This window comes from Streptomyces sp. NPDC007856 (assembly GCF_042868225.1).
In the GTDB taxonomy this organism is placed as follows: Bacteria; Actinomycetota; Actinomycetes; order Streptomycetales; family Streptomycetaceae; genus Streptomyces.
Genome location: NZ_JBIAEC010000004.1, coordinates 440,896 through 459,945 on the forward strand (window position 1 = coordinate 440,896; position 19,050 = coordinate 459,945).

Here is a 19,050-nt window from a genome sequence, read left to right on the forward strand (position 1 = left end):
GCCGGCGGCTCAGGCCCGCGCGCGCGTGAAGCGCAGCTTCGCCGTCACCGTGGTCAGGCCACGCATCATGCCCAGCTGGTTCCAGCCCATGCCGAACTGGTCGCGGTCGACGCTGAACTCGGCGTCCAGGGTGAGCGCGTCGGCGCCCGCCTCGCTCAGGTGCGCGGTGAAGGTCACGGGCCTGCTGACGCCCCGCACGGTCAGCTGACCGGTGACCCGTACGCCGTCGCCGTCGAGGCGGTCGGCGCCGCGGACGGCGAAGGTGATCTCGGGGTGGTTGTCGGCGTCGAAGAAGTCGGCCGAGCGCAGGTGGGTGTCCCGCTTGGCGTGCCTGGTGTCCAGGGAGGCCGCCTCCAGGGTCACGGTGCCGGTGGCCGAGCCGTCGGCGTGCACCTCACCTCCGCCGGAGGCAGCGGTGAAGGTGCCCTTCACGGTGACGAGTCCCCACATGGTCTTGTGCCGCAGTCCCACGGTGGAAGCGGCCGGGTCGAGCTGCCAGGTGCCTGTCTGCACGGCGACGGTCATGGTCGTACTCCGGATTCAGGTGATTCAAATTTGGATGACTGACGCTCACGCTAGCGCCTCATCCAAATTTGAACAACCCACTCATCCAAAACTGACCAACCTTCTGGTCCAAAATTGGACAACAGGTAGACTCGACCCATGTCCGCATCCGACGCGCACCCCGCCGACCGGCTCGAATGTCCCGCCTCCGCGGACGGCCTGCTGCCCCCGGAGCTGCGCGCCTGGATGATCCTGCTGGCCGCCACGGGCGCCGTGGAGCAGCGGCTGCGGTCGGTCGTGAAGGAGACCCTCGACGTCTCGCACGACGAGTTCCTGGTCCTGTGCCTGCTGGCGGAACAGCCCCGCACCGGACTGCGCATGACCCAGGTCGCCGACCTCCTGGGCCGCCCCAAGACCCGGCTCACCTACCAGATCGCCTGCCTCCAGCGGGCCGGCCTGGTCGTCCGCACCTCGGTGTGCGGCGACAAGCGCGGCGTGCAGGTCACCCTCACCGACAAGGCGCGCGACCTCCTGAACGAGACGTCCACCCTGCTCGCCGGAACCGTCCGCCAGGCCCTCGCCGACTCGATGGGCCCCGACCAGCGCGCGGCCATGTGCGCGCTGGTCCCGGACCTCGACAAAGAGCCCGCCGGCGGCTGAGCGGCGCAGGTCACAAGCGCAAGGAGGGAAACCTCACAGCCCCCGCGCTGCACTCACTTGAGCATGCTGCCCTAGCATCCGAGCCATGACGGTCCTGCCTGACGACGGGCTCTCACTGGCCGCCGAGTTCCCTGACGCGACGCACGAGCAGTGGCAACGCCTGGTCGAGGGCGTGCTGCGCAAGTCGGGCAAGGAAGTCTCGGGCGCGGCAGCTGAGGACGCCCTGTCCACGACGCTGGAGGACGGGCTGCGCACCCGGCCTCTCTACACCGCGCGCGACGCCGCGCCCGACCCCGGTCTGCCGGGCTTCGCGCCGTATGTGCGCGGCAGCCGCCCCGAGGGCAACACCGCGGGCGGCTGGGACGTACGGCAGCGGCACACCGCCCTCGCGGACGGCGCCGTGCTGGCCGACCTGGAGAACGGCGGCACCTCGCTGTGGCTGGTGCTGGGCGAGGGCGGCATCCCGGTCGACGGGCTGGGCCGGGCGCTGGAGGGGGTCTACCTCGACCTGGCGCCGGTCGTCCTGGACGCGGGCCGGGACACCGTGCGGGCCGCCGAGGCGCTGCTGCGGCTGTCCGCGGACAAGGGCGTGGCCGCCGAGGCCGTACGCGGCAATCTGGGCGGCGACCCGCTCGGGTACGAGGCCCGCACCGGCACGGCGCTGGACTTCGCGCCGTACGCCGCCCTGGCCGCGCGCTGCGCCGGGCAGTACCCCGGGCTGCGCGCCCTCACCGTGGACGCCCTGCCGTACCACGAGGCGGGCGGCTCGGCCGCGCAGGAGCTGGGCGCCTCCCTCGCCACCGGTGTGGCGTATCTGCGGGAACTCACCGAGGCGGGGCTGAGCGTGGAACAGGCCGCCGGGCAGCTGGAGTTCCGCTACGCGGCCACCGCCGACCAGTTCCTCACCATCGCCAAGCTGCGCGCCGCGCGCCGGCTGTGGGCCCGGGTCGCCGAGGTCTGCGGGGCCCCCGGCGCGCAGGTGCAGCACGTGGTGACCTCGCCGGTGATGATGGCCCGCCGCGACCCGTGGGTGAACATGCTCCGCACGACCGTCGCGACGCTCGCCGCCGGGGTCGGCGGCGCCGACTCGGTGACCGTGCTGCCGTTCGACCACGCGCTCGGCCTGCCCGACGCGTTCGCGCGCCGGATCGCCCGCAACACCTCCACGATCCTCATCGAGGAGTCCCACCTGGCCCGGGTCATCGACCCGGCGGGCGGCTCCTGGTACGTCGAGCAGCTCACCGACCAACTCGCCCAGGCCGCCTGGGAGTTCTTCCGGACGATCGAGCGCGACGGCGGCCAGGCGGCCGTACTGCGCTCCGGCCGGCTGCGCACCGACCTCGCGACGACCTGGGCGGAGCGTTCCAAGAAGCTCGCCAAGCGGCGCGAACCCATCACCGGCGTCAGCGAGTTCCCGCTGCTGGCCGAGAAGCCGGTGGAGCGCGAGCCCGCGCCCGAGCCGCCGTCCGGCGGTCTGTCGCGGGTGCGCCGCGACGAGGCGTACGAGGAGCTGCGCGCCCGCTCCGACGCCCACCTGGCCGCGACCGGCGCCCGCCCCCGGATCTTCCTGGCGACCCTCGGCTCGGCCGCCGCGTACACCGCGCGGGCGACCTTCGCCGCCAACCTCTTCCAGGCCGGCGGCATCGAGCCGGTCACGGAGGGCGCCTTCGAGGACAGCGGCGCCACCGAGGCCGTGCTGTGCTCCAGCGACGCGCTCTACGCCGAACAGGCCGAGCAGGCCGCCGAGTCGCTCAGGGCGGCCGGGGCCCGGCATGTGTTCCTGGCGGGCCGGGGCGAGTACGCCGGCATCGACTCGTACGTCTTCGCGGGCTGCGACGCCATCGACGTGCTGTCCGCGACCCTCGACCGCATGGGAGTGTCCTGATGGGAATCCCCGACTTCTCCGGCATCGAGCTGGGGACGCCGGTCGCCGACGGCAGTGCCGATCAGTGGCGTGCGGCCGTCGCGCGGGCGGCCGGGAGCGAAGAGCCGCTGTGGGAGACCCCGGAGGGCATCGGGGTCAAGCCGCTGTACACCGGCCGTGACCTGGAGGGCCTGGACTTCCTGGGCACCTACCCGGGCATCGCGCCGTATCTGCGCGGCCCCTACCCGACGATGTACGTCAACCAGCCCTGGACGATCCGCCAGTACGCGGGCTTCTCCACCGCCGAGGAGTCCAACGCCTTCTACCGGCGCAACCTGGCGGCCGGCCAGAAGGGTCTGTCGGTCGCCTTCGACCTGCCCACGCACCGGGGCTACGACAGCGACCACCCGCGTGTGACCGGCGACGTCGGCATGGCGGGCGTGGCCATCGACTCCATCTACGACATGCGGCAGCTGTTCGACGGCATCCCGCTGGACAGGATGACGGTGTCGATGACGATGAACGGCGCCGTGCTGCCGGTGCTCGCGCTGTACATCGTGGCGGCGGAGGAACAGGGCGTACCGCCCGAGAAGCTGGCCGGAACCATTCAGAACGACATTCTGAAGGAGTTCATGGTCCGCAACACCTACATCTATCCGCCGAAGCCGTCGATGCGGATCATCTCCGACATCTTCGCGTACACCTCGCAGCGGATGCCCCGCTACAACTCCATCTCCATCTCCGGCTACCACATCCAGGAGGCGGGCGCGACGGCCGACCTGGAGCTGGCGTACACGCTCGCGGACGGCGTGGAGTACCTCCGCGCGGGCCGGGAAGCGGGCCTGGACGTGGACGCGTTCGCACCGCGCCTGTCCTTCTTCTGGGCGATCGGCATGAACTTCTTCATGGAGATCGCCAAGATGCGGGCGGCCCGGCTCCTGTGGGCCAAGCTGGTCTCGCAGTTCGAGCCGAAGAACTCCAAGTCCCTGTCCCTGCGCACGCATTCGCAGACCTCGGGCTGGTCGCTGACCGCGCAGGACGTGTTCAACAACGTCACGCGTACGGCCGTGGAGGCGATGGCGGCGACCCAGGGGCACACCCAGTCGCTGCACACCAACGCCCTCGACGAGGCCCTGGCCCTGCCGACCGACTTCTCGGCGCGCATCGCCCGCAACACCCAGCTGCTCATCCAGCAGGAGTCGGGCACCACCCGGGTCATCGACCCCTGGGGCGGCAGCGCGTACGTGGAGAAGCTGACGTACGACCTCGCGCGCAAGGCCTGGGCGCACATCCAGGAGGTCGAGCAGGCGGGCGGCATGGCGCAGGCCATCGACGCCGGCATCCCGAAGCTGCGCGTGGAGGAGGCCGCGGCCCGCACCCAGGCCCGCATCGACTCGGGCCGCCAGCCGGTGATCGGCGTGAACAAGTACCGCGTGGAGAACGACGAGGCGATCGAGGTCCTCAAGGTCGACAACTCCGCCGTACGCGCCCAGCAGATCGAGAAGCTGCGGCGACTGCGGGAGGAGCGGGACGAGACCGCGTGCCGGGACGCGCTGGACGCGCTGACGCGGGCCGCCGAGGGCAAGGAGAACCTGCTGGAACTGGCCGTGCGCGCGGCCCGCGCCATGGCCACCGTGGGCGAGATCTCGGACGCCCTGGAGAAGGTGTACGGCCGGCACGCGAGCCAGATCCGTACGATCTCCGGCGTGTACCGCAACGAAGCAGGCAAGTCCCCGAACGTGGACCGCACCCGTGCCCTGGTGGACGCCTTCGAGGAGGCCGAGGGGCGCCGGCCGCGCATCCTGGTCGCCAAGATGGGCCAGGACGGCCACGACCGCGGCCAGAAGGTCGTCGCGACCGCGTTCGCCGACCTCGGCTTCGACGTCGACGTCGGCCCGCTGTTCCAGACCCCGGAGGAGGTCGCCCGGCAGGCGGTCGAGGCGGACGTCCACGTGGTCGGCGTGAACTCGCTGGCCGCCGGTCACCTCACGTTGGTCCCGGCGCTGCGCGAGAAGCTCGCCGAGGAGGGCCGCGAGGACATCATGATCGTGGTCGGCGGGGTGATCCCGCCGCAGGACGTGCCGACGCTGCGGGAGATGGGCGCGGCGGAGGTGTTCCTGCCCGGGACGGTGATCCCGGACGCGGCCTACGACCTGGTGCGGCGGCTGTCGGCCGACCTGGGCCACGAACTGTAGCGGGGGCTCTCGGGGTGGCATCGATCGATCTCGACACGTATGTGAAGGGCGTGCTCGACGGAAAGCGCGCGATCGTGGCCCGCGCGATCACGCTCGTGGAATCCACGCGCCCCGCGCACCGGTCGCTGGCTCAGGAGTTGCTGACCCAGCTCCTTCCGCACAGCGGCCGGGCGCGGCGGATCGGCGTGAGCGGGGTGCCGGGTGTCGGCAAGTCGACGTTCATCGACGCGTTCGGCACCATGCTGACCTCGCTGGGCCACCGGGTCGCGGTCCTCGCGGTCGACCCCTCCTCGACCCGTACCGGCGGCTCCATCCTGGGCGACAAGACGAGGATGGAGCGCCTGGCGGTGGACCCTGCCGCCTTCGTCCGCCCCTCCCCCAGCGCGGGCACGCTGGGCGGGGTCGCGAAGGCCACCCGGGAGTCGATGGTGGTCATGGAGGCGGCGGGCTACGACGTGATCCTCGTCGAGACGGTCGGCGTGGGCCAGTCGGAGACGACGGTCGCGGAGATGGTCGACTCCTTCCTCCTGCTGACCCTGGCCCGCACCGGCGACCAGTTGCAGGGCATCAAGAAGGGCGTCCTGGAACTGGCCGACGTGATCGCCGTCAACAAGGCCGACGGACCGCACGAGCGCGACGCGAAGGCCGCCGCCCGTGAACTGGCGGGCGCGCTGCGCCTGATGCACGGCAAGGAGGCGTTCTGGAGCCCGCCGGTGCTCAGTTGCAGCGCCCGTGAGTCGACGGGCCTGGACACGGTCTGGGAGCGCCTGGAACAGCACCGCACCCTGCTCGACTCCACCGGCAGGCTGACCGCCAAGCGGCGCGCTCAGCAGGTCGGCTGGACCTGGGCGATGGTCCGCGACGAACTGCTGGACCGCCTCCACGCCGACCCGGCGGTGCGCGAGGCCGCGCCGGACCTCGAACGGCAGGTCAGAGAGGGCCGGTTGACGGCGACCCTGGCGGCGGAACGGATTCTGGAGGCGTTCGGCGTGCGTACGGCTCCGCCGCCGGCCGACTGAGCCGCAACGAGTTGCGCACCCCGCCGGCGATCTCGAAGACGCTTCTCGACGTGACCCGCACCGATCCGGACCGCGACACCGGCGAGATCAGCGACCGCCTCCACGACGTCAACACCCGAGCGATCGACCTCACCGAGGCGCTGCTCCTGCTCAGCCGCGCCGAACAGCGGTCCTTCACCCGAGAACAGGTCGACCTGTCCCTCCTGGCGGAGGAAGCCACCGAAACCTCCTCCCCCTCGCGGAAAAGCATGGCGTCACCATCGAGACCCGCGGCGGCATCACCCCCACGAGCGGATCGCAAACGCTCCTGCTGCAACTGACCATGGTCAGAGCCATCACCCAGGCACACGACGGAACGCTCACCCTCACCCCGCGCCCCGCCGGCGGGATCCGCATCACTGTGGAACTACCCACGATCTCCCCGCACGTCGGCAGGTGACAGGTAGGAGCAGAAGACTCCGTCCGGGTCGTACCGCGTTCTCAGGTTCCGCAGGCGCTGCCAGTCGTCCTCGGTGAAGGAGCGGCGGGCGCGGGACGATGCCGCGGTGAGGTCCGCCTCGGCGATGTAGTGCCCCGTTCCGAAGGGTTCCACCCTGTGCATCGCTTCCCGCAGCCAGCCGATGTTGGCGGCGTCCTGGCGGGGGTCGTCCCAGACGGCGTAGGGAACGACATAGCTCTCCCCGAGCACGGAGAAGGCCATGTCGGGCGGCGGCCGGCCTGCCGGCGAGAACGGTGCGAGGACCAGCGATCTGTTCGAAGGTGCCGAGTCCACGACATCCGCGAGCTCGCTGAGCAGTGTGGGAAAGTCGGCGTCCGACCACAGGGTGTCCGCTGCATAGCGGAGTTGAGGAGGCCACAGGGCGGCGGAGGAGTCGTACAGGGCCTCGAACGTCGTCGGCTCGTCCAGTCGACGGGAGAGGGAGCTCTGGCGCAGCGGACAGTCACGCAGCGGCCGGAGGAACTCGGTTGCTTCCTGCCGCGACGCGGCGAAGGCGGTGCCGGTGACGGTCACCCCTTTGGGGCCTGACTCTGTACCGGGGTCCACCGTGCCGAGAGAGAAGCTCAACTCGACGTTCGGAGAGAGCCCTGCGGCCAGCTCGGTGGCCCAGTGCGTCACCTCGGTGACGTTCGCGAGGGAGCAGGCCCAGCTGGTGCTCGTGATCGCGCCGGGGCGGGGATACAGCCTGAGGCGGAAGGCGGTGACCGCGGCGAAGAATCCGGGGCCCGCTCCCCGGGCCGCCCAGAACAGGTCCCTGTGCTCGCTCTCGCTGCAGGTGACCGGCTCCCCGTCCGCGGTCACGGCTTCTATCTGCTCGACACTGGCGCACGCCGGCCCGCGGGCCCCGGAATTCCAGCCGAGCCCTCCGCTGAGGAGGTATCCGCCGACGGCGACGGACCCGCAGTGCCCTGTGGGGAAAGCGAGTCCGTGACGGCCGAGTTCCGAGGTGAGCTGCACGCCTGTGACGCCGGGCTGCACCGTCGCCGTCCCCAAGGCCGGGTCGACGGCGCAGCCGCGCAGCCCGGACAGGTCGATGAGCATGCCCCCGTCGCGCAGGGGCGACCCGCACCAGCTGTGTCCCCCCGACCGTATGGCGATCTGGAGGCCCTGGGACCGGGCCAGGCGCACCGCTTCCCTGACATCACCGGCCGACGCCGCGCGAACGATGACGTCCGGGAACCGCGCCGGTGCGAACGAGTTCCACACGACGGCCCTGCGGATGTCTTCGTAACCGGCGTCGTTCCGCCGTACCGACAGTTCCCCGAGACCGTGAATCTGCGTGTAGCGGCTCATCCCGCACTCCTTGCCCCGGCACCCGCGCGGTCTGCACGCCCTCGAGCGGAGGAGTTGCGGAGACCGCCGTTGTACACGACGCTGAAAGCACGTCGCCATCCAGTGATGAGCCAGGCCGGTTCAGGCCTTTACAGCTTACCGCGCGACCCGCAGGGGAACGACTCGTGGCCGGCAGGGATTGCCCACAGACACCATGAAATGCTTCGTCATGAGGAACGTCGGCGAGGTCGCCGTAGTCGACAAACGCGTTCCGGAACCGGGCCCGAATGAGGCCGTGGTGCGTACGACCACCGCGATGATCTGCAGTTCCGACGTCCATACGGTAAGGGGAGCGATCCCGGTCGCCTCCGATGTCACCCTGGGACACGAGGCGGTGGGAACGATCCATGCGCTCGGCTCCGCGGTGGAAGGACTCACCGAAGGTGAACGCGTGGCGGTGGGCGGAGTCACGCCCTGCTTTCGGTGCGAATTCTGTCAGCGCGGTCTGTCCTCGCAGTGCGGAGGCAGAATGATGGGTGGAGCCAGGTTCACCGTGCAGCGGGACGGCAACCTGGCGGAGTACTTCCTGGTGAACGACGCACAGGCGAATCTCGCTCCGATTCCCGAGGCACTGTCCGACCACCAGGCTTTGTACGCGACGGACATGCTGTCGACCGGATTCGTCGCCGCCGAACACGCTGAGCTCGACTTCGGGCAGACCGTCGCCGTCTTCGCTCAGGGAGCGGTGGGACTTTCGGCCACCATCGGGTGCCGGCTGCGCGGCGCCGGATTCATCATCGCCGTCGAATCGCGGCCCGAGCGTCAGGAACTGGCCCGTCACTTCGGCGCCGATGTGATCGTCGATCACACACGCTGCGATCCCGTCCAGCAAATCCTTGAACTGACGGACGGGCAGGGTGTGGACGCGGCCATCGAGGCGCTGGGCACACCGGGTACCTGGGAGGCGACGTTCCGCGTCACCAAGCCGGGCGGCCACATCTCCAATGTCGGCTACCACGGCGAGGTGCCTGAACCACTGAGGATCCCGCTGGAGCCCTTCGGATACGGGATGTCCGACAAGCATGTCCACGGTGGGCTGAACCGAGGGGGCAGGGAGCGCCTGAGGCGGATCTTCCGGCTGATGGAGCACGGCAGGGTGGACCCCACCCCGATGACGACCCACGCGTTCGGCTTCGGCGAGGTCGAAAGGGCATTCCGGATGATGGAGACCGGGGCCGATGGCATCATCAAGCCGCTGATTCACTTTGGCGGTTGACGGCGGATGATACGCCTGACGGTGAGACCGAAACTCAGCCGGTGAGACGGAAAACCGCGAGGAGCGCCGCGTAACACACCGCCACCACGGCCGTACCCACCAGGTCGGTGCGGCGCGAATGCGGTCGGTCGGGTGCCAGCCAGAAGGCCAGAGCGCGGTTGACGACCAGTGGCATCAGAAGCCAGGTCAGAATCGAAACGCTCAGGACGTTCGAGATGAAAAGGCCGAGGTATCCCGCAACGCCGGCATGCGTGAAGGCGCGGCCTACGGTGAGGTTGAGCACCATGACGGTGGGGTAGAGCGCGAGAAGAACGGACATGGCCTGCTTCCAGTTGGGCGGGACACCCGCCTGCTCCCCTTCACCGAAGCGGAACCATCCGCTGAAGGCCGACCCGATCTGGCGCACGTCGTAGTCGGCGAAGTAGTCGCGCCCCTCGTCCAGCAGTTTCCTGCGGACATCCGACTTCAGCCACTGGTCGAGGTGTTCGCGGGTGTCGAACCGGAACACAGCGACCCAGCGGTCCTGGATGCCTTCGACGGGTGCGAAGAGTTCGGATCCCATGAAGCCCCGGTACTTCTGCTGGGCCCTCAGGACCTTTTCCTGCCAGCGCTCGAAGTCCTGCTCGCGACCTGGCCGCACCGTGTGGGAGATTACGGCCGTCACGGCTTCCTGAGCCGGTTGCCCTCCGCGCAGAACCTCCTGGGAGGGTTCCTCCTCGAACAAGTTGCGGCTGTCATCGAGGAGTTCTCGGCGCGTTGCCGATTCAAGCCAGGCGCTCAACCGGTCGACGTCCGAGAAGCGGAACACCACGACCCACTCGTTGTCCTCGGCGGAGTCGGGCGGGTAGAGCTCCGTTCCCTCGAAGCCGTCGAAGGCCCGTACGGCCCGGTTCACCTGTTCCTGCCAGCGCTTGTAGTCCTCCTCGCGACCGGGGACGACCTTCTGCGAGGTCACCACGGTTGCTCCGGCCGCACCATGGCCGCGGTTTGCGCTGGTGCTCATACGGAGTAGCGTAGCCATAAAGGGACTTATGAGACAAATGGAGCAAATACCATCAATCTATTGGAACCCTGTGTAATCGAGCCGAATACCCGAGCCGGTGCGGAGTGGAGGTCGTCATGGGTCACAAGGAGTTCCTGACGGAAGCGGTACGGCTGGCCACGGAGTCGGTGGAGCACGGCTGGGGCGGTCCGTTCGGCGCCGTGCTCACCCGGGACGGCGAGATCATCGCCCGCGGCCAGAACCGTGTCCTCCTGACCGGCGACCCGACCGCGCATGCCGAGATAGAGACCATCCGCAAGGCGTCCCAGCTCCTCAACGAGGAGGCGCCCACCATCTCGGAAGAGCACCAGAACGAGGGCACCCTGGAATACGTGCCGCGCCCCGAAGGCTCCCCCGACGCGGTCCCGGAACGGGCCCGGATGCTCCAGGGCTGCTCGATCTACATCAGTGGCGCACCGTGCCCCATGTGCATGAGCGCCATCTACTGGTCGCGCATCGACAACGTCTACTTCAGCTGCGACCTGGACGCCACGGCGAAGATCGGCTTCGATGACGCCTTCCAGTACGAGGACTTCCAGAAGCCGTGGGACCGGCGCCGGATCCACATCGAGCAGATCCACCCGGAACTGGGTGCGAGCGCATACGAAGCCTGGGAGACGAAGCCCGACCGGCACGCCTACTGATCAGAGGTCCTTTGCTGCGGGCTCCAGAATCGCCACGCACTCCACGTGATGCGTCATCGGGAAGGTGTCGGCCTGAGCGAGCCGCAGAAAAGGCCAGGTCAGAGGCGCCTTCTCGGCTCGCTGTGCAGCTTGAAGGCACCCACAGCGTCAAACGAGCGTCACGGCGGACAGTCCGTGCTGCTCAGGACGGAGCAGACTGCGGCAAACCAGATCACTCCCAGGGATCCGCCTCGCGCGCTCCAGACCTCCATCCTCACATCATGGCCCGCACCACCTCTCCGGCCGTCATCATGGACTCATGTCCTCCAGCGACCCGCACTCTGCATCCGTATCAAGGGGCTTCTCGCCCGCGGATGCCGAGGACCTCGCGCTGTATCGGGAGAAGTTCCGGCGGCGTCTGCCGGAGTCGCTGGACGAAATGACCTCGTACGACATGAGCAAGCCTCGTCAGCGCATGGGCCTGTACCGCACCGTCCTGCACGAGGGCCTGCGTGATGACCTGCCCCGGTACCTCAACCGGGACCTGCTCCTCCAGCTGTGGCCTGTGCTGCGCACCCTCGTCGGTCGCACCGTGCGCACCGTCTGGGAAGACGCCTTCCCCCAGCTCGCCTCCCGCACCCGGGCAGCCGCGTGACGGACATGCCGGAGCTGCACACGCGGCTCCTGGCGGACGTGATCGCCCTCGGCTCCCCGTACCGCCTGGTTCTCACCGGCGGGTACGCCGTGCGGGCGCACCATCTCGTGAACCGCCCCAGCCAGGACCTCGACGTCGCCACCGAGAACCCGGCGCCCATGACCGACATCGCGGCCACGCTCCGGGCCGGCCTGGAAGCCCGCGGTTGGAAGGTGCAGGCGCTGGAGACCGCTCCGCTGTCCGCCCGCTTCACCGTGACCGGCCCAATCACGAGGCAGGAATGCGAAGTCGACATCCTCAAGGAGATCTTCTGGCGGCCGGTCACCCAGAGCGCGTACGGCCCCGCGCTCGCGGAGGAGGTATGTGATCGGGACCAAGGTCCGCGCCCTCGCCGACCGCGGAGCACCCCGTGACTGATCGACGTGTTCGCAGCCTCGCGCCGCTAGGACCAATGCCGAGCTGGAGGAGTTCGGCCGCCGTCACGCGCGTGGCCGCTTCGAGCGCGAGGACCTGCAGTCGAATCTCACGGGCGCCGAGTGGACTGACGACGAAGCGTTCGCCGCCTACGGGCTCGATGACACCACAATCACCGCTCTCCGCACCTGGGCTGTGGAATGGGCCGACGACCTCGCTGCTCGTCTCCTCGAAGAGGGCGGTGCTCCGGACAACGACTGATCAAGCCCCCGGGGAGACCATAGCTGCGAACGATGATTCGACGCCGACTCTTGTGCTTCGGAGCATACGCAAGCTGGATCGACGCCTACGACCCGCACCTGGACGTCGACTTCACTCTGATCCGCGGCAACGGCCCGCCGACCGACGGATTCAGCCAGGCCGCGTGAGCCGGCCAAGGGCCGGATGCCTGAGCCGGCCGGGCGCGTGTCGGCGAGCACCTCGCGGAGCCCTGGCACCGCGTCCGAGGGCCGATCGCGGGAACCGGGTTGAGGTCACAGCAATCGGTCGACCAGCCCGTCGATGTAGTCCGGGGTGAGCGGCACAATGCCGAACAGGACGCGGATATACATCGGGGCCAGGATGTGGTCCAGCACCTCGAACGCGTCGGGTGCGTGCTCGCCACGGTCGCGGGCGCGATCGAGCATGGACTGCAGTTGCCGGGTGCGTTCGGCGCGGAGGTCGGCACCAGCCTGCAGGCCCTGCTGACCGCGGCTCGACAGTGCGACGGCCAGATGCAGCACCGCCGGACCGTCGGGTCCGGTGATCTCGCGGGCCACTTGGGCCGCGTAGGTGCGCAGGTCGCCGGCGAGGCTCCCGGTGTCGGGCATCGGCGACTGCGCATTGAGGCGGGTGAGCGCCACGTCGGTGAGCAGGGTTTCCAGGCTGCCCCACCGGCGGTAGATGCTGCTGTCGGCTACGCCTGCGCGGGCTGCGACCTCGCCGACGGTGAAGTTGCCGTAGCCGCGCTCACTGATCAGGTCGGTGACGGCCTGGTGCACCTGCGCGCCGACGCGGGCGCTGCGCCCGCCGGGCCGCCGGGCTCGCTGTCGCTCGTTCATGCCCCCAGCTTAACGCAGTCGGAACTTGCGTTTGCGAGGCGATCTTCCCTAAAGTCATCTAACGCAGTTGCTGACTGCTTTAGGGCGCTCAGGTGTATCGCCACCCGCTTCGACCGCGACATGGCGCAACCAACGATTGAGGGGGATCCCATAGCCGCATCGCATACGACCGTAGGCAGTCGATCAAACCGGGCCGTGCCGCTCACGGTGACCTGCCTAGGCCAATTCATGGTCCTGCTCGACAACACGATCGTTGGAGCGGCACTGCCCGATATGCAGCACCGGCTGCACACTCAGCTGACCGGACTGCAATGGATCGTCGACGCGTACGTACTGCTGGTCGCCATGCTGCTGTTGTCCGGCGGTGTCTTCGCCGACCGTTTCGGCCGCAAGCGGGTGTACCTGACCGGAGTGGCGGTGTTCACCGCCGCGTCGCTGCTGTGCAGCCTCGCGCCCTCGCTCGGCTGGCTGGTCGCCGGCCGGGTGCTGCAGGGCATCGGGGCCGCGGCGCTGAGCCCTGCCTCGCTCGCCCTGCTCGCCGCCGCCTATCCCACGCCGCAAGAACGAATCAAGGCGATCGGACTGTGGGCCGGACTCAGCGGAATCGGTCTGGCCGCAGGCCCCGTGGCCGGCGGCGTGCTGACACAAGCCTTCGGCTGGCCCGCCATCTTCCTGGTCAATCTGCCCATCGGCGTGGTCCTGCTGCTGGTCGGCCTGCGCCACCTCGGCGAGTCCCGCAACCCGAGCGCCCCCGGGATCGACATCCCGGGCACGGTGCTGTCCGTTCTGGCGGTGGGCGTACTGACCTACGGGCTGATCGAGGGCGGCGCCCGCGGCTGGACCTCACCGGTCATCCTGGGCAGCTTCGCCGCCGCGGTGATCCTCCTCGCCGCCTTCGTCGCCGTCGAAGCCCGTCGCTCCGCTCCGATGCTGCCGCTGCGGCTGTTCCGGCAGCGCCTGTTCACCGTGTCCAACACCGCCATGGTCGTGGTGGGATTCGCGCTCATGGGCTCGTCGTTCTTCTTCTCCCAGTTCTTCGTGTACGTCCAGGGCAGCTCGATCCTGCGCGCCGGCCTGCAGACCCTGCCGGTATCCCTCGCCATGGTGATCGTCAGCCCGCACGCGGGCCGACTCGCCGCCCGGTACGGCTTCCGAATCGTGGTCTCCACCGGCCTGGCCCTGGCCGGCCTCGGACTGCTGGCGCTCGGCATGGTGCACGCCGACACCGGCTACGGAAACGTGTGGTGGCGGCTGGGAGTCGCCGGCATCGGCTTCGCACTGGGCCTGTCCCCACTGACAGGCGCCGCCATCCAAGCAGTCAGCCCGCAGGAAGGCGGCCTCGCCTCAGGCATCAGCAGCACCACCCGGCAGATCGGCGCGGTGCTCGGCGTGGCGGTACTCGGAGCCATCGTCCGCACCCGGCAATCCGGCGGCGCCTCCTTCGCGACCGGCCTCAACAGCGCCTTCCTCGTTGCCGGCACCGTGACTTTGGCCACGGCCGTGTTCACCGGCCTGTGGCTGGCCAGGTCCAAGCCCACGGAAGGCTCCGCGGCGCCGCAACGTTCCACTGATCCAGGTGCGGTCACCACGAGACCGAGGTACCGGCGATATCGAGAAGGCCCCGCGAGTGCGGCTGTCAAGCCGCTGCCCCGCAGGTACGGGTCGTAGGCGGCGTCACCGGCCCCCTGTGCGCAGGTCAGCACAGTGCCACCGTCGGTGCTCAGGAACCAGGACAGTGCGGCGAGCCCGTGCGCCCACGGGCCGCAGCCGTGCCATCACGAACCCGTCCTCTCGGCAAGGACCACCTGACCGACGCCTCCCACCACCGTCCGAGTCGTGCCAGGATTCGTTCGATCACAGGTCACTGCTCGAACGTCCCGAATGAATTCGGATGCTTGCGTGTGCCGGCTCGGCCGGAGTCAGACACTCGTCCATGCTTCGATGAAGGCGTTACGTCCGGCCGCATCGGGCGCCTTGTGGCCCGCGTGAAGAACGCGCCAGGCGGTGAGTTCCAGGTCCCGGAGCCACAGTTCGCCGATGACCTGTGTTTTGAGATCCGGGAGGTGGTCGGACTCGGCGAGCGCCTGGCCGATCACCTCCGCGGCCGCAACGCGCTGGGGAGGCGTCATCTCGTCTATGGCCGAGAGGATCTGTCCGGCCAGACCGGTTCCCTCTCCGGCCAGCGAACGCAGCACCAGGTCCTTGATATTGGTCGGCAGCAGGTAGGCGGTGCCCGAGGATCTCCACAGGTTCGACCAAAAAGGTTCTCCTGCGTCGGTGGGGGCGGGGAGCGCGGCCAGCAGTCCGAGGAGATGCGCGGTGGCCGCGTAGCCATCGGAGTGGGCCGCCGCGAGGACCGCTATGCCGGCGACACGCTCCACATCGAAACGGCCGGTTTCGAATGGTGAGGGCAGCCCCAATCTTTGTTCCAGCTGATCTGCGAGGCGGGCGGATGCGTGGGAGGGGAACTCGGGAAGCATCGGCGGTCCTTGGGCGTAGGTGGGCGGAGATACGCGCTCGGAAACCTTGGTCCTTCCCATGGCCAGGCGGCTTACACGGCTTCCGCAGGCCCAGTTGGTGGCGAGACCGACCTTGAGGGACGCTGTCACGGGCAGGCTCTCAGCATGATCATGGTTGCCGATGATGCCCAGAAGAACGAGACAGGACGGGAAGTGGTGTCTGGGGACGCCGTAGCCGGTCTCCCCGGCGGATCACATCATGGCTGCCGCGATGGTCCCTGTGCGGCCGTGGTCACCCTGACAGTGACCGGCGGTCTCCTCTACAGCGCGGGCGCGGTGGTCTACGCCGTCCAATGCCCATCTGCATTTCCACGTCGCCCGGATCCAGCAGGGCGTCGTGGGAGTTCCGGAGACGGGCGGGATGTACCGCGTTGCGATCGAGGACGTCAGTGCCTGGACCGTGGGCGACTTCAGCTACTCCGGCCACTGACCCACCAGGACACGGCACACAGTGAGGCCCGCCCGGCACACGCCGGTCGGGCCTCACTGCTCGGTTCGGCTCACACCTGTCCGTATGTCAGGCGGACAGGGGGAGCACCGAGCGTTACGGACGCCCGCTGGTACGGGCCGGCCATGGGCGCGGTTGCGGCGGCGGGGCGGGTGCGGCAGGTGAAGCCGAGTTGGGTCATGGCCCTGAGGACTTCGCCGGTGCTGAAATCACGGCGGTCCTGACGGGTGATGACCTGGCCGACCTGCTTGGCGGGGTAGTGGCGTCGTCCGATGATGACAAACTCACCGGTGACCGGCTCGGGTCTGACGCCCTTCATCGATTCCACCACGCCGCTCTTGGTCAGGTCGAACGGGAAGCGGGCGATGACACAGCGCATGATGCCTCCAGGGAGACGAGAAGACGGGGCCGGGGGGGTGAGGGCGGTTCAGCGGGAAAGGGCGAGGGCGCTCAGAGCGTTGCCGTGTTCGTCGGCCACGGGTGCGGCCCCGAGCCAGCGGCAGCGCATCGCACGTTCGGCTTCGGCCCCAGTGGTCAGCGGCGGGGCGAAGGGCCCGATGACGTCGGCGATGTCCCGCAGGCGGATCCGGTCCGTATATCCGGAGCCGTCACGAACGGCCGTGAGCCCGGCCCGGGTGACCAGGCCGGTGCGCAGACCGTCCTCGTCGCAGACCGCCAGATGACCTGTACGGGCGGCGGTCATCACGGACAGTGCCACCTCCACGGTCATGTCCTCCCAGACCTGCGGTCCGGCCGTGTCCATGGTGTCGGCCACCGTGCCGTGCACGGGGTGGGCGCTCGCCGGGCGGAACTGCGTCTGGTCCAGCGTCAAAGGGTGCCTCCTGCGGAGTTGGCGGGCTTCCTGATCACGAAGGCTCTATGCAGCCGCACCCGCGGTGGACTGCCGTACGGGCGCACGGCGGGCCGCCGAGACGGGGCGGCGTCGGCCGCGTGAGGTGGCGCCGCGCTTCTTGGGGCGTTCGACCACCGGTGCGGTGATGACGACCGGGATGCCGGAGGGTGCCTGGGCGCCGGTGATGCGGTGCAGGGCCTCTTCGCCGGCGCGGACCCGGGTGGTCTGCGGGACGATGCCGGCCGCTGCCATGAGGCGAGTCAGGGCGTGGCGCTGGTTGGGGGTGACCAGGGTGACGACACTGCCGGACTCTCCTGCGCGGGCGGTACGGCCGCCGCGGTGGAGGTAGTCCTTGTGGTCGGTCGGCGGGTCGACGTTGACGACCAGGTCGAGGTTGTCGACGTGGATGCCGCGCGCCGCAACATTGGTCGCTACCAGTACGTTGACGTGCCCGCTCTTGAACTGTGCCAGCGTGCGGGTGCGCTGCGGCTGGGACTTCCCGCCGTGCAGGGCGGCGGCCCGTACCCCGCTGTTCAGGAGGTGCTCGGTGAGGCCGTCGACGGCGTGCTTGGTGTCGAGGAACATGATCACGCGGCCGTCGCGTGCGGCAATCTGGGTGGTGGCCGTGTGCTTGTCGGCGCCGTGAACGTGGAGCACGTGGTGCTCCATCGTCGTGACCGCGCCGGCCGAGGGGTCGACGGAGTGCACGACGGGGTCGCTGAGGTAGCGGCGCACGAGCAGGTCGACGTTGCGGTCGAGAGTGGCGGAGAACAGCATGCGCTGCCCTTCGGGGCGGACCTGGTCGAGGAGGGCGGTGACCTGCGGCATGAAGCCCATGTCGGCCATCTGGTCGGCCTCGTCGAGGACGGTGATCGAAACCTGGTTCAGCCGGCACTCGCCACGATCGATGAGGTCTTTGAGGCGTCCCGGCGTGGCGACGACGACCTCGGCGCCACCGCGCAGCGCGCTCGTCTGCCTGCCGATCGGCATTCCGCCCACCACCGTGGCCAGCCGCAGCCTCACGGAGCGGGCGTACGGGGCGAGCGCGTCGGTGACCTGCTGCGCCAGTTCACGCGTGGGTACGAGGATCAGCCCCAGCGGCTGCCTGGCCTCGGCGCGCTGCCCGGCCGTACGGGCCAGCAGCGCCAGCCCGAAAGCGAGGGTCTTGCCGGAGCCGGTGCGGCCACGGCCCAGTACGTCCCGGCCGGCGAGGGAATTCGGCAGGGTCGCGGCCTGGATCGGGAAGGGCACGGTCACGCCTTGTGAGCCGAGCGCAGCCAGCAGTGCCCCGGGCATGTCGAGATCGGCGAAGCCCTTTGCGGCGGGAAGCGCGGGTGTGATCGTCCTGGGCAGCGCGAACTCCCCCTGGACCGCGGCGGGCCCGCGGCCGTAACCACCGGAGCGGCTCGGCCCGCCGGAGCGGCTCCTGGCCGACGAGCCGAATCGGCTGCCGCCCCTGCCGGAGTCGGTACTGCCGTTACGGGTGCGGGCGAAGCGGTCGTTCGTGCGTGTGCGGTTCATGCGGAACCTTCCTCGATACGGCACATATCAAGGAATTCCCGCAGCAATGAGCAGCAGAGAGAATTGCAAGAATGGACCGGTGGGATGCGAGAGCGAATCTGGCCGACGGAAAATCCATGCGGGCACAGGCGCTGGAATGAGTGGCGCGACGCGGACGCAATGTCCGGGCGTCCGCTGCTATGAAGCCCATGAAGGGATGCGTGCACCTCTGAAGGATGCTCCGTATGCGGTGAGCCTACGGGTTTCCTGCTTGTCGTCCGCAGGCAAGACCACTGCGGGAAAATGCGAGCAGCTGGGGCCCGCACCCCGAAGGACGCGGGCCCCAGCTACAAGTACGCGACAGTCGGCGTCAGGCGAGAACGATGTTCTCGGCCGTCGGGCCCTTCTGGCCCTGAGCGATGTCGAAGGTCACCTTCTGGCCCTCCAGCAGCTCGCGGAAACCCTGGGCGGCGATGTTCGAGTAGTGGGCGAACACATCAGCGCCGCCACCGTCCTGCTCGATGAAGCCGAAGCCCTTTTCCGCGTTGAACCACTTCACGGTGCCAGCAGCCATGTCAATTCTCCTTTGGGGCAGTGCATCGGGATC

General features: G+C 69.1%; 17 protein-coding genes and 2 pseudogenes. 10 read left to right on the plus strand and 9 right to left on the minus strand.

Features of this window, described 5'->3' with window-relative positions; genetic code table 11:
• Nucleotides 1-9 precede the first annotated feature (9 nt).
• Nucleotides 10-525 carry a YceI family protein gene (locus tag ACFYOH_RS13190; protein WP_388624758.1) on the minus strand — a complete coding sequence of 172 codons (516 nt, stop codon included), beginning with the start codon at nucleotides 523-525 and terminating at the stop codon, nucleotides 10-12.
• 138 nt (nucleotides 526-663) lie between these two features.
• On the opposite strand from ACFYOH_RS13190, the gene ACFYOH_RS13195 reads away from it, so the two are divergent.
• The 5 genes and pseudogenes from ACFYOH_RS13195 to ACFYOH_RS13215 all read left to right on the plus strand — a co-directional run.
• Nucleotides 664-1,164, plus strand: coding sequence for a MarR family winged helix-turn-helix transcriptional regulator (locus ACFYOH_RS13195; protein ID WP_388624760.1), 501 nt, complete (start codon nucleotides 664-666; stop codon nucleotides 1,162-1,164).
• 85 nt (nucleotides 1,165-1,249) lie between these two features.
• Nucleotides 1,250-3,049, plus strand: a complete 1,800-nt coding sequence (locus ACFYOH_RS13200; protein ID WP_388624763.1) for a methylmalonyl-CoA mutase family protein — start codon at nucleotides 1,250-1,252, stop codon at nucleotides 3,047-3,049.
• Entirely contained in the window at nucleotides 3,049-5,223 is a 2,175-nt protein-coding gene (gene scpA / locus ACFYOH_RS13205) for a methylmalonyl-CoA mutase (RefSeq protein WP_388624766.1), read from the plus strand. The genes ACFYOH_RS13200 and scpA overlap by 1 nt, the downstream gene beginning before the upstream one ends.
• Before the next feature lie 14 nt (nucleotides 5,224-5,237).
• Entirely contained in the window at nucleotides 5,238-6,242 is a 1,005-nt protein-coding gene (gene meaB / locus ACFYOH_RS13210) for a methylmalonyl Co-A mutase-associated GTPase MeaB (RefSeq protein WP_388624769.1), read from the plus strand.
• A 5-nt stretch (nucleotides 6,243-6,247) separates the two neighbouring features.
• Nucleotides 6,248-6,681: pseudogene (locus ACFYOH_RS13215) on the plus strand (two-component sensor histidine kinase); the annotation flags it as partial.
• On the opposite strand, the gene ACFYOH_RS13220 reads toward ACFYOH_RS13215, so the two are convergent.
• Nucleotides 6,649-8,034, minus strand: coding sequence for an FAD-binding oxidoreductase (locus ACFYOH_RS13220; protein WP_388624772.1), 1,386 nt, complete (start codon nucleotides 8,032-8,034; stop codon nucleotides 6,649-6,651). The pseudogene ACFYOH_RS13215 and the gene ACFYOH_RS13220 overlap by 33 nt on opposite strands.
• A gap of 208 nt (nucleotides 8,035-8,242) precedes the next feature.
• Here ACFYOH_RS13220 and ACFYOH_RS13225 point away from each other — a divergent pair, with 208 nt between their 5' ends.
• Complete coding sequence (locus ACFYOH_RS13225; protein ID WP_388624773.1) at nucleotides 8,243-9,289, plus strand: zinc-binding dehydrogenase; 1,047 nt, start codon at nucleotides 8,243-8,245, stop codon at nucleotides 9,287-9,289.
• A 34-nt stretch (nucleotides 9,290-9,323) separates the two neighbouring features.
• Here ACFYOH_RS13225 and ACFYOH_RS13230 read toward each other — a convergent pair whose 3' ends face one another.
• The gene (locus tag ACFYOH_RS13230; RefSeq protein WP_388624776.1) at nucleotides 9,324-10,292 is read right to left on the minus strand and encodes an antibiotic biosynthesis monooxygenase; all 969 of its coding nucleotides are present in this window, start codon (nucleotides 10,290-10,292) and stop codon (nucleotides 9,324-9,326) included.
• 116 nt (nucleotides 10,293-10,408) lie between these two features.
• On the opposite strand from ACFYOH_RS13230, the gene ACFYOH_RS13235 reads away from it, so the two are divergent.
• The 3 genes and pseudogenes from ACFYOH_RS13235 (at nucleotide 10,409) to ACFYOH_RS13245 (ending at nucleotide 12,284) form a co-directional block, all read left to right on the plus strand.
• Nucleotides 10,409-10,975 (plus strand): nucleoside deaminase, encoded by a 567-nt coding sequence (locus tag ACFYOH_RS13235; protein ID WP_388624779.1) that lies wholly within the window; start codon nucleotides 10,409-10,411, stop codon nucleotides 10,973-10,975.
• A 298-nt stretch (nucleotides 10,976-11,273) separates the two neighbouring features.
• Nucleotides 11,274-11,609 carry a hypothetical protein gene (locus ACFYOH_RS13240; protein ID WP_388624781.1) on the plus strand — a complete coding sequence of 112 codons (336 nt, stop codon included), beginning with the start codon at nucleotides 11,274-11,276 and terminating at the stop codon, nucleotides 11,607-11,609.
• A gap of 5 nt (nucleotides 11,610-11,614) precedes the next feature.
• Nucleotides 11,615-12,284 (plus strand): annotated as a pseudogene (locus ACFYOH_RS13245) (nucleotidyl transferase AbiEii/AbiGii toxin family protein).
• A 272-nt stretch (nucleotides 12,285-12,556) separates the two neighbouring features.
• On the opposite strand, the gene ACFYOH_RS13250 reads toward ACFYOH_RS13245, so the two are convergent.
• Nucleotides 12,557-13,123 (minus strand): TetR/AcrR family transcriptional regulator, encoded by a 567-nt coding sequence (locus ACFYOH_RS13250; RefSeq protein ID WP_388624784.1) that lies wholly within the window; start codon nucleotides 13,121-13,123, stop codon nucleotides 12,557-12,559.
• A 150-nt stretch (nucleotides 13,124-13,273) separates the two neighbouring features.
• Between ACFYOH_RS13250 and ACFYOH_RS13255 the strand changes: the two genes are divergently transcribed.
• Complete coding sequence (locus ACFYOH_RS13255; RefSeq protein WP_388624980.1) at nucleotides 13,274-14,791, plus strand: MFS transporter; 1,518 nt, start codon at nucleotides 13,274-13,276, stop codon at nucleotides 14,789-14,791.
• Nucleotides 14,792-15,042: 251 nt separating this feature from the next.
• Here the strand turns inward: ACFYOH_RS13255 and ACFYOH_RS13260 are convergent, their stop codons facing one another.
• The 5 genes from ACFYOH_RS13260 to ACFYOH_RS13280 all read right to left on the minus strand — a co-directional run bounded on the left by ACFYOH_RS13260 (nucleotide 15,043) and on the right by ACFYOH_RS13280 (nucleotide 19,017).
• Entirely contained in the window at nucleotides 15,043-15,603 is a 561-nt protein-coding gene (locus tag ACFYOH_RS13260) for a hypothetical protein (protein ID WP_388624786.1), read from the minus strand.
• 539 nt (nucleotides 15,604-16,142) lie between these two features.
• Nucleotides 16,143-16,469, minus strand: coding sequence for an SCO5918 family protein (locus tag ACFYOH_RS13265; RefSeq protein ID WP_388624789.1), 327 nt, complete (start codon nucleotides 16,467-16,469; stop codon nucleotides 16,143-16,145).
• A gap of 48 nt (nucleotides 16,470-16,517) precedes the next feature.
• Nucleotides 16,518-16,922 (minus strand): CBS domain-containing protein, encoded by a 405-nt coding sequence (locus tag ACFYOH_RS13270; protein WP_388624792.1) that lies wholly within the window; start codon nucleotides 16,920-16,922, stop codon nucleotides 16,518-16,520.
• 45 nt (nucleotides 16,923-16,967) lie between these two features.
• Nucleotides 16,968-18,464 (minus strand): DEAD/DEAH box helicase, encoded by a 1,497-nt coding sequence (locus tag ACFYOH_RS13275; RefSeq protein WP_388624795.1) that lies wholly within the window; start codon nucleotides 18,462-18,464, stop codon nucleotides 16,968-16,970.
• 349 nt (nucleotides 18,465-18,813) lie between these two features.
• Complete coding sequence (locus ACFYOH_RS13280; protein WP_014145516.1) at nucleotides 18,814-19,017, minus strand: cold-shock protein; 204 nt, start codon at nucleotides 19,015-19,017, stop codon at nucleotides 18,814-18,816.
• Between the last annotated feature and the right edge of the window lie 33 nt (nucleotides 19,018-19,050).

Excerpts from the sequence above, each read along its gene's own strand:
- ACFYOH_RS13190 (WP_388624758.1), bottom strand. The coding sequence starts at position 525 with ATGACCGTCGCCGTGCAGACAGGCACCTGGCAGCTCGACCCGGCCGCT.
- ACFYOH_RS13195 (WP_388624760.1), top strand. The coding sequence starts at position 664 with ATGTCCGCATCCGACGCGCACCCCGCCGACCGGCTCGAATGTCCCGCC.
- ACFYOH_RS13200 (WP_388624763.1), top strand. The coding sequence starts at position 1,250 with ATGACGGTCCTGCCTGACGACGGGCTCTCACTGGCCGCCGAGTTCCCT.
- scpA (WP_388624766.1), top strand. The coding sequence starts at position 3,049 with ATGGGAATCCCCGACTTCTCCGGCATCGAGCTGGGGACGCCGGTCGCC.
- ACFYOH_RS13220 (WP_388624772.1), bottom strand. The coding sequence starts at position 8,034 with ATGAGCCGCTACACGCAGATTCACGGTCTCGGGGAACTGTCGGTACGG.
- ACFYOH_RS13225 (WP_388624773.1), top strand. The coding sequence starts at position 8,243 with ATGAGGAACGTCGGCGAGGTCGCCGTAGTCGACAAACGCGTTCCGGAA.
- ACFYOH_RS13230 (WP_388624776.1), bottom strand. The coding sequence starts at position 10,292 with ATGAGCACCAGCGCAAACCGCGGCCATGGTGCGGCCGGAGCAACCGTG.
- ACFYOH_RS13235 (WP_388624779.1), top strand. The coding sequence starts at position 10,409 with ATGGGTCACAAGGAGTTCCTGACGGAAGCGGTACGGCTGGCCACGGAG.
- ACFYOH_RS13240 (WP_388624781.1), top strand. The coding sequence starts at position 11,274 with ATGTCCTCCAGCGACCCGCACTCTGCATCCGTATCAAGGGGCTTCTCG.
- ACFYOH_RS13250 (WP_388624784.1), bottom strand. The coding sequence starts at position 13,123 with ATGAACGAGCGACAGCGAGCCCGGCGGCCCGGCGGGCGCAGCGCCCGC.
- ACFYOH_RS13260 (WP_388624786.1), bottom strand. The coding sequence starts at position 15,603 with ATGCTTCCCGAGTTCCCCTCCCACGCATCCGCCCGCCTCGCAGATCAG.
- ACFYOH_RS13265 (WP_388624789.1), bottom strand. The coding sequence starts at position 16,469 with ATGCGCTGTGTCATCGCCCGCTTCCCGTTCGACCTGACCAAGAGCGGC.
- ACFYOH_RS13275 (WP_388624795.1), bottom strand. The coding sequence starts at position 18,464 with ATGAACCGCACACGCACGAACGACCGCTTCGCCCGCACCCGTAACGGC.
- ACFYOH_RS13280 (WP_014145516.1), bottom strand. The coding sequence starts at position 19,017 with ATGGCTGCTGGCACCGTGAAGTGGTTCAACGCGGAAAAGGGCTTCGGC.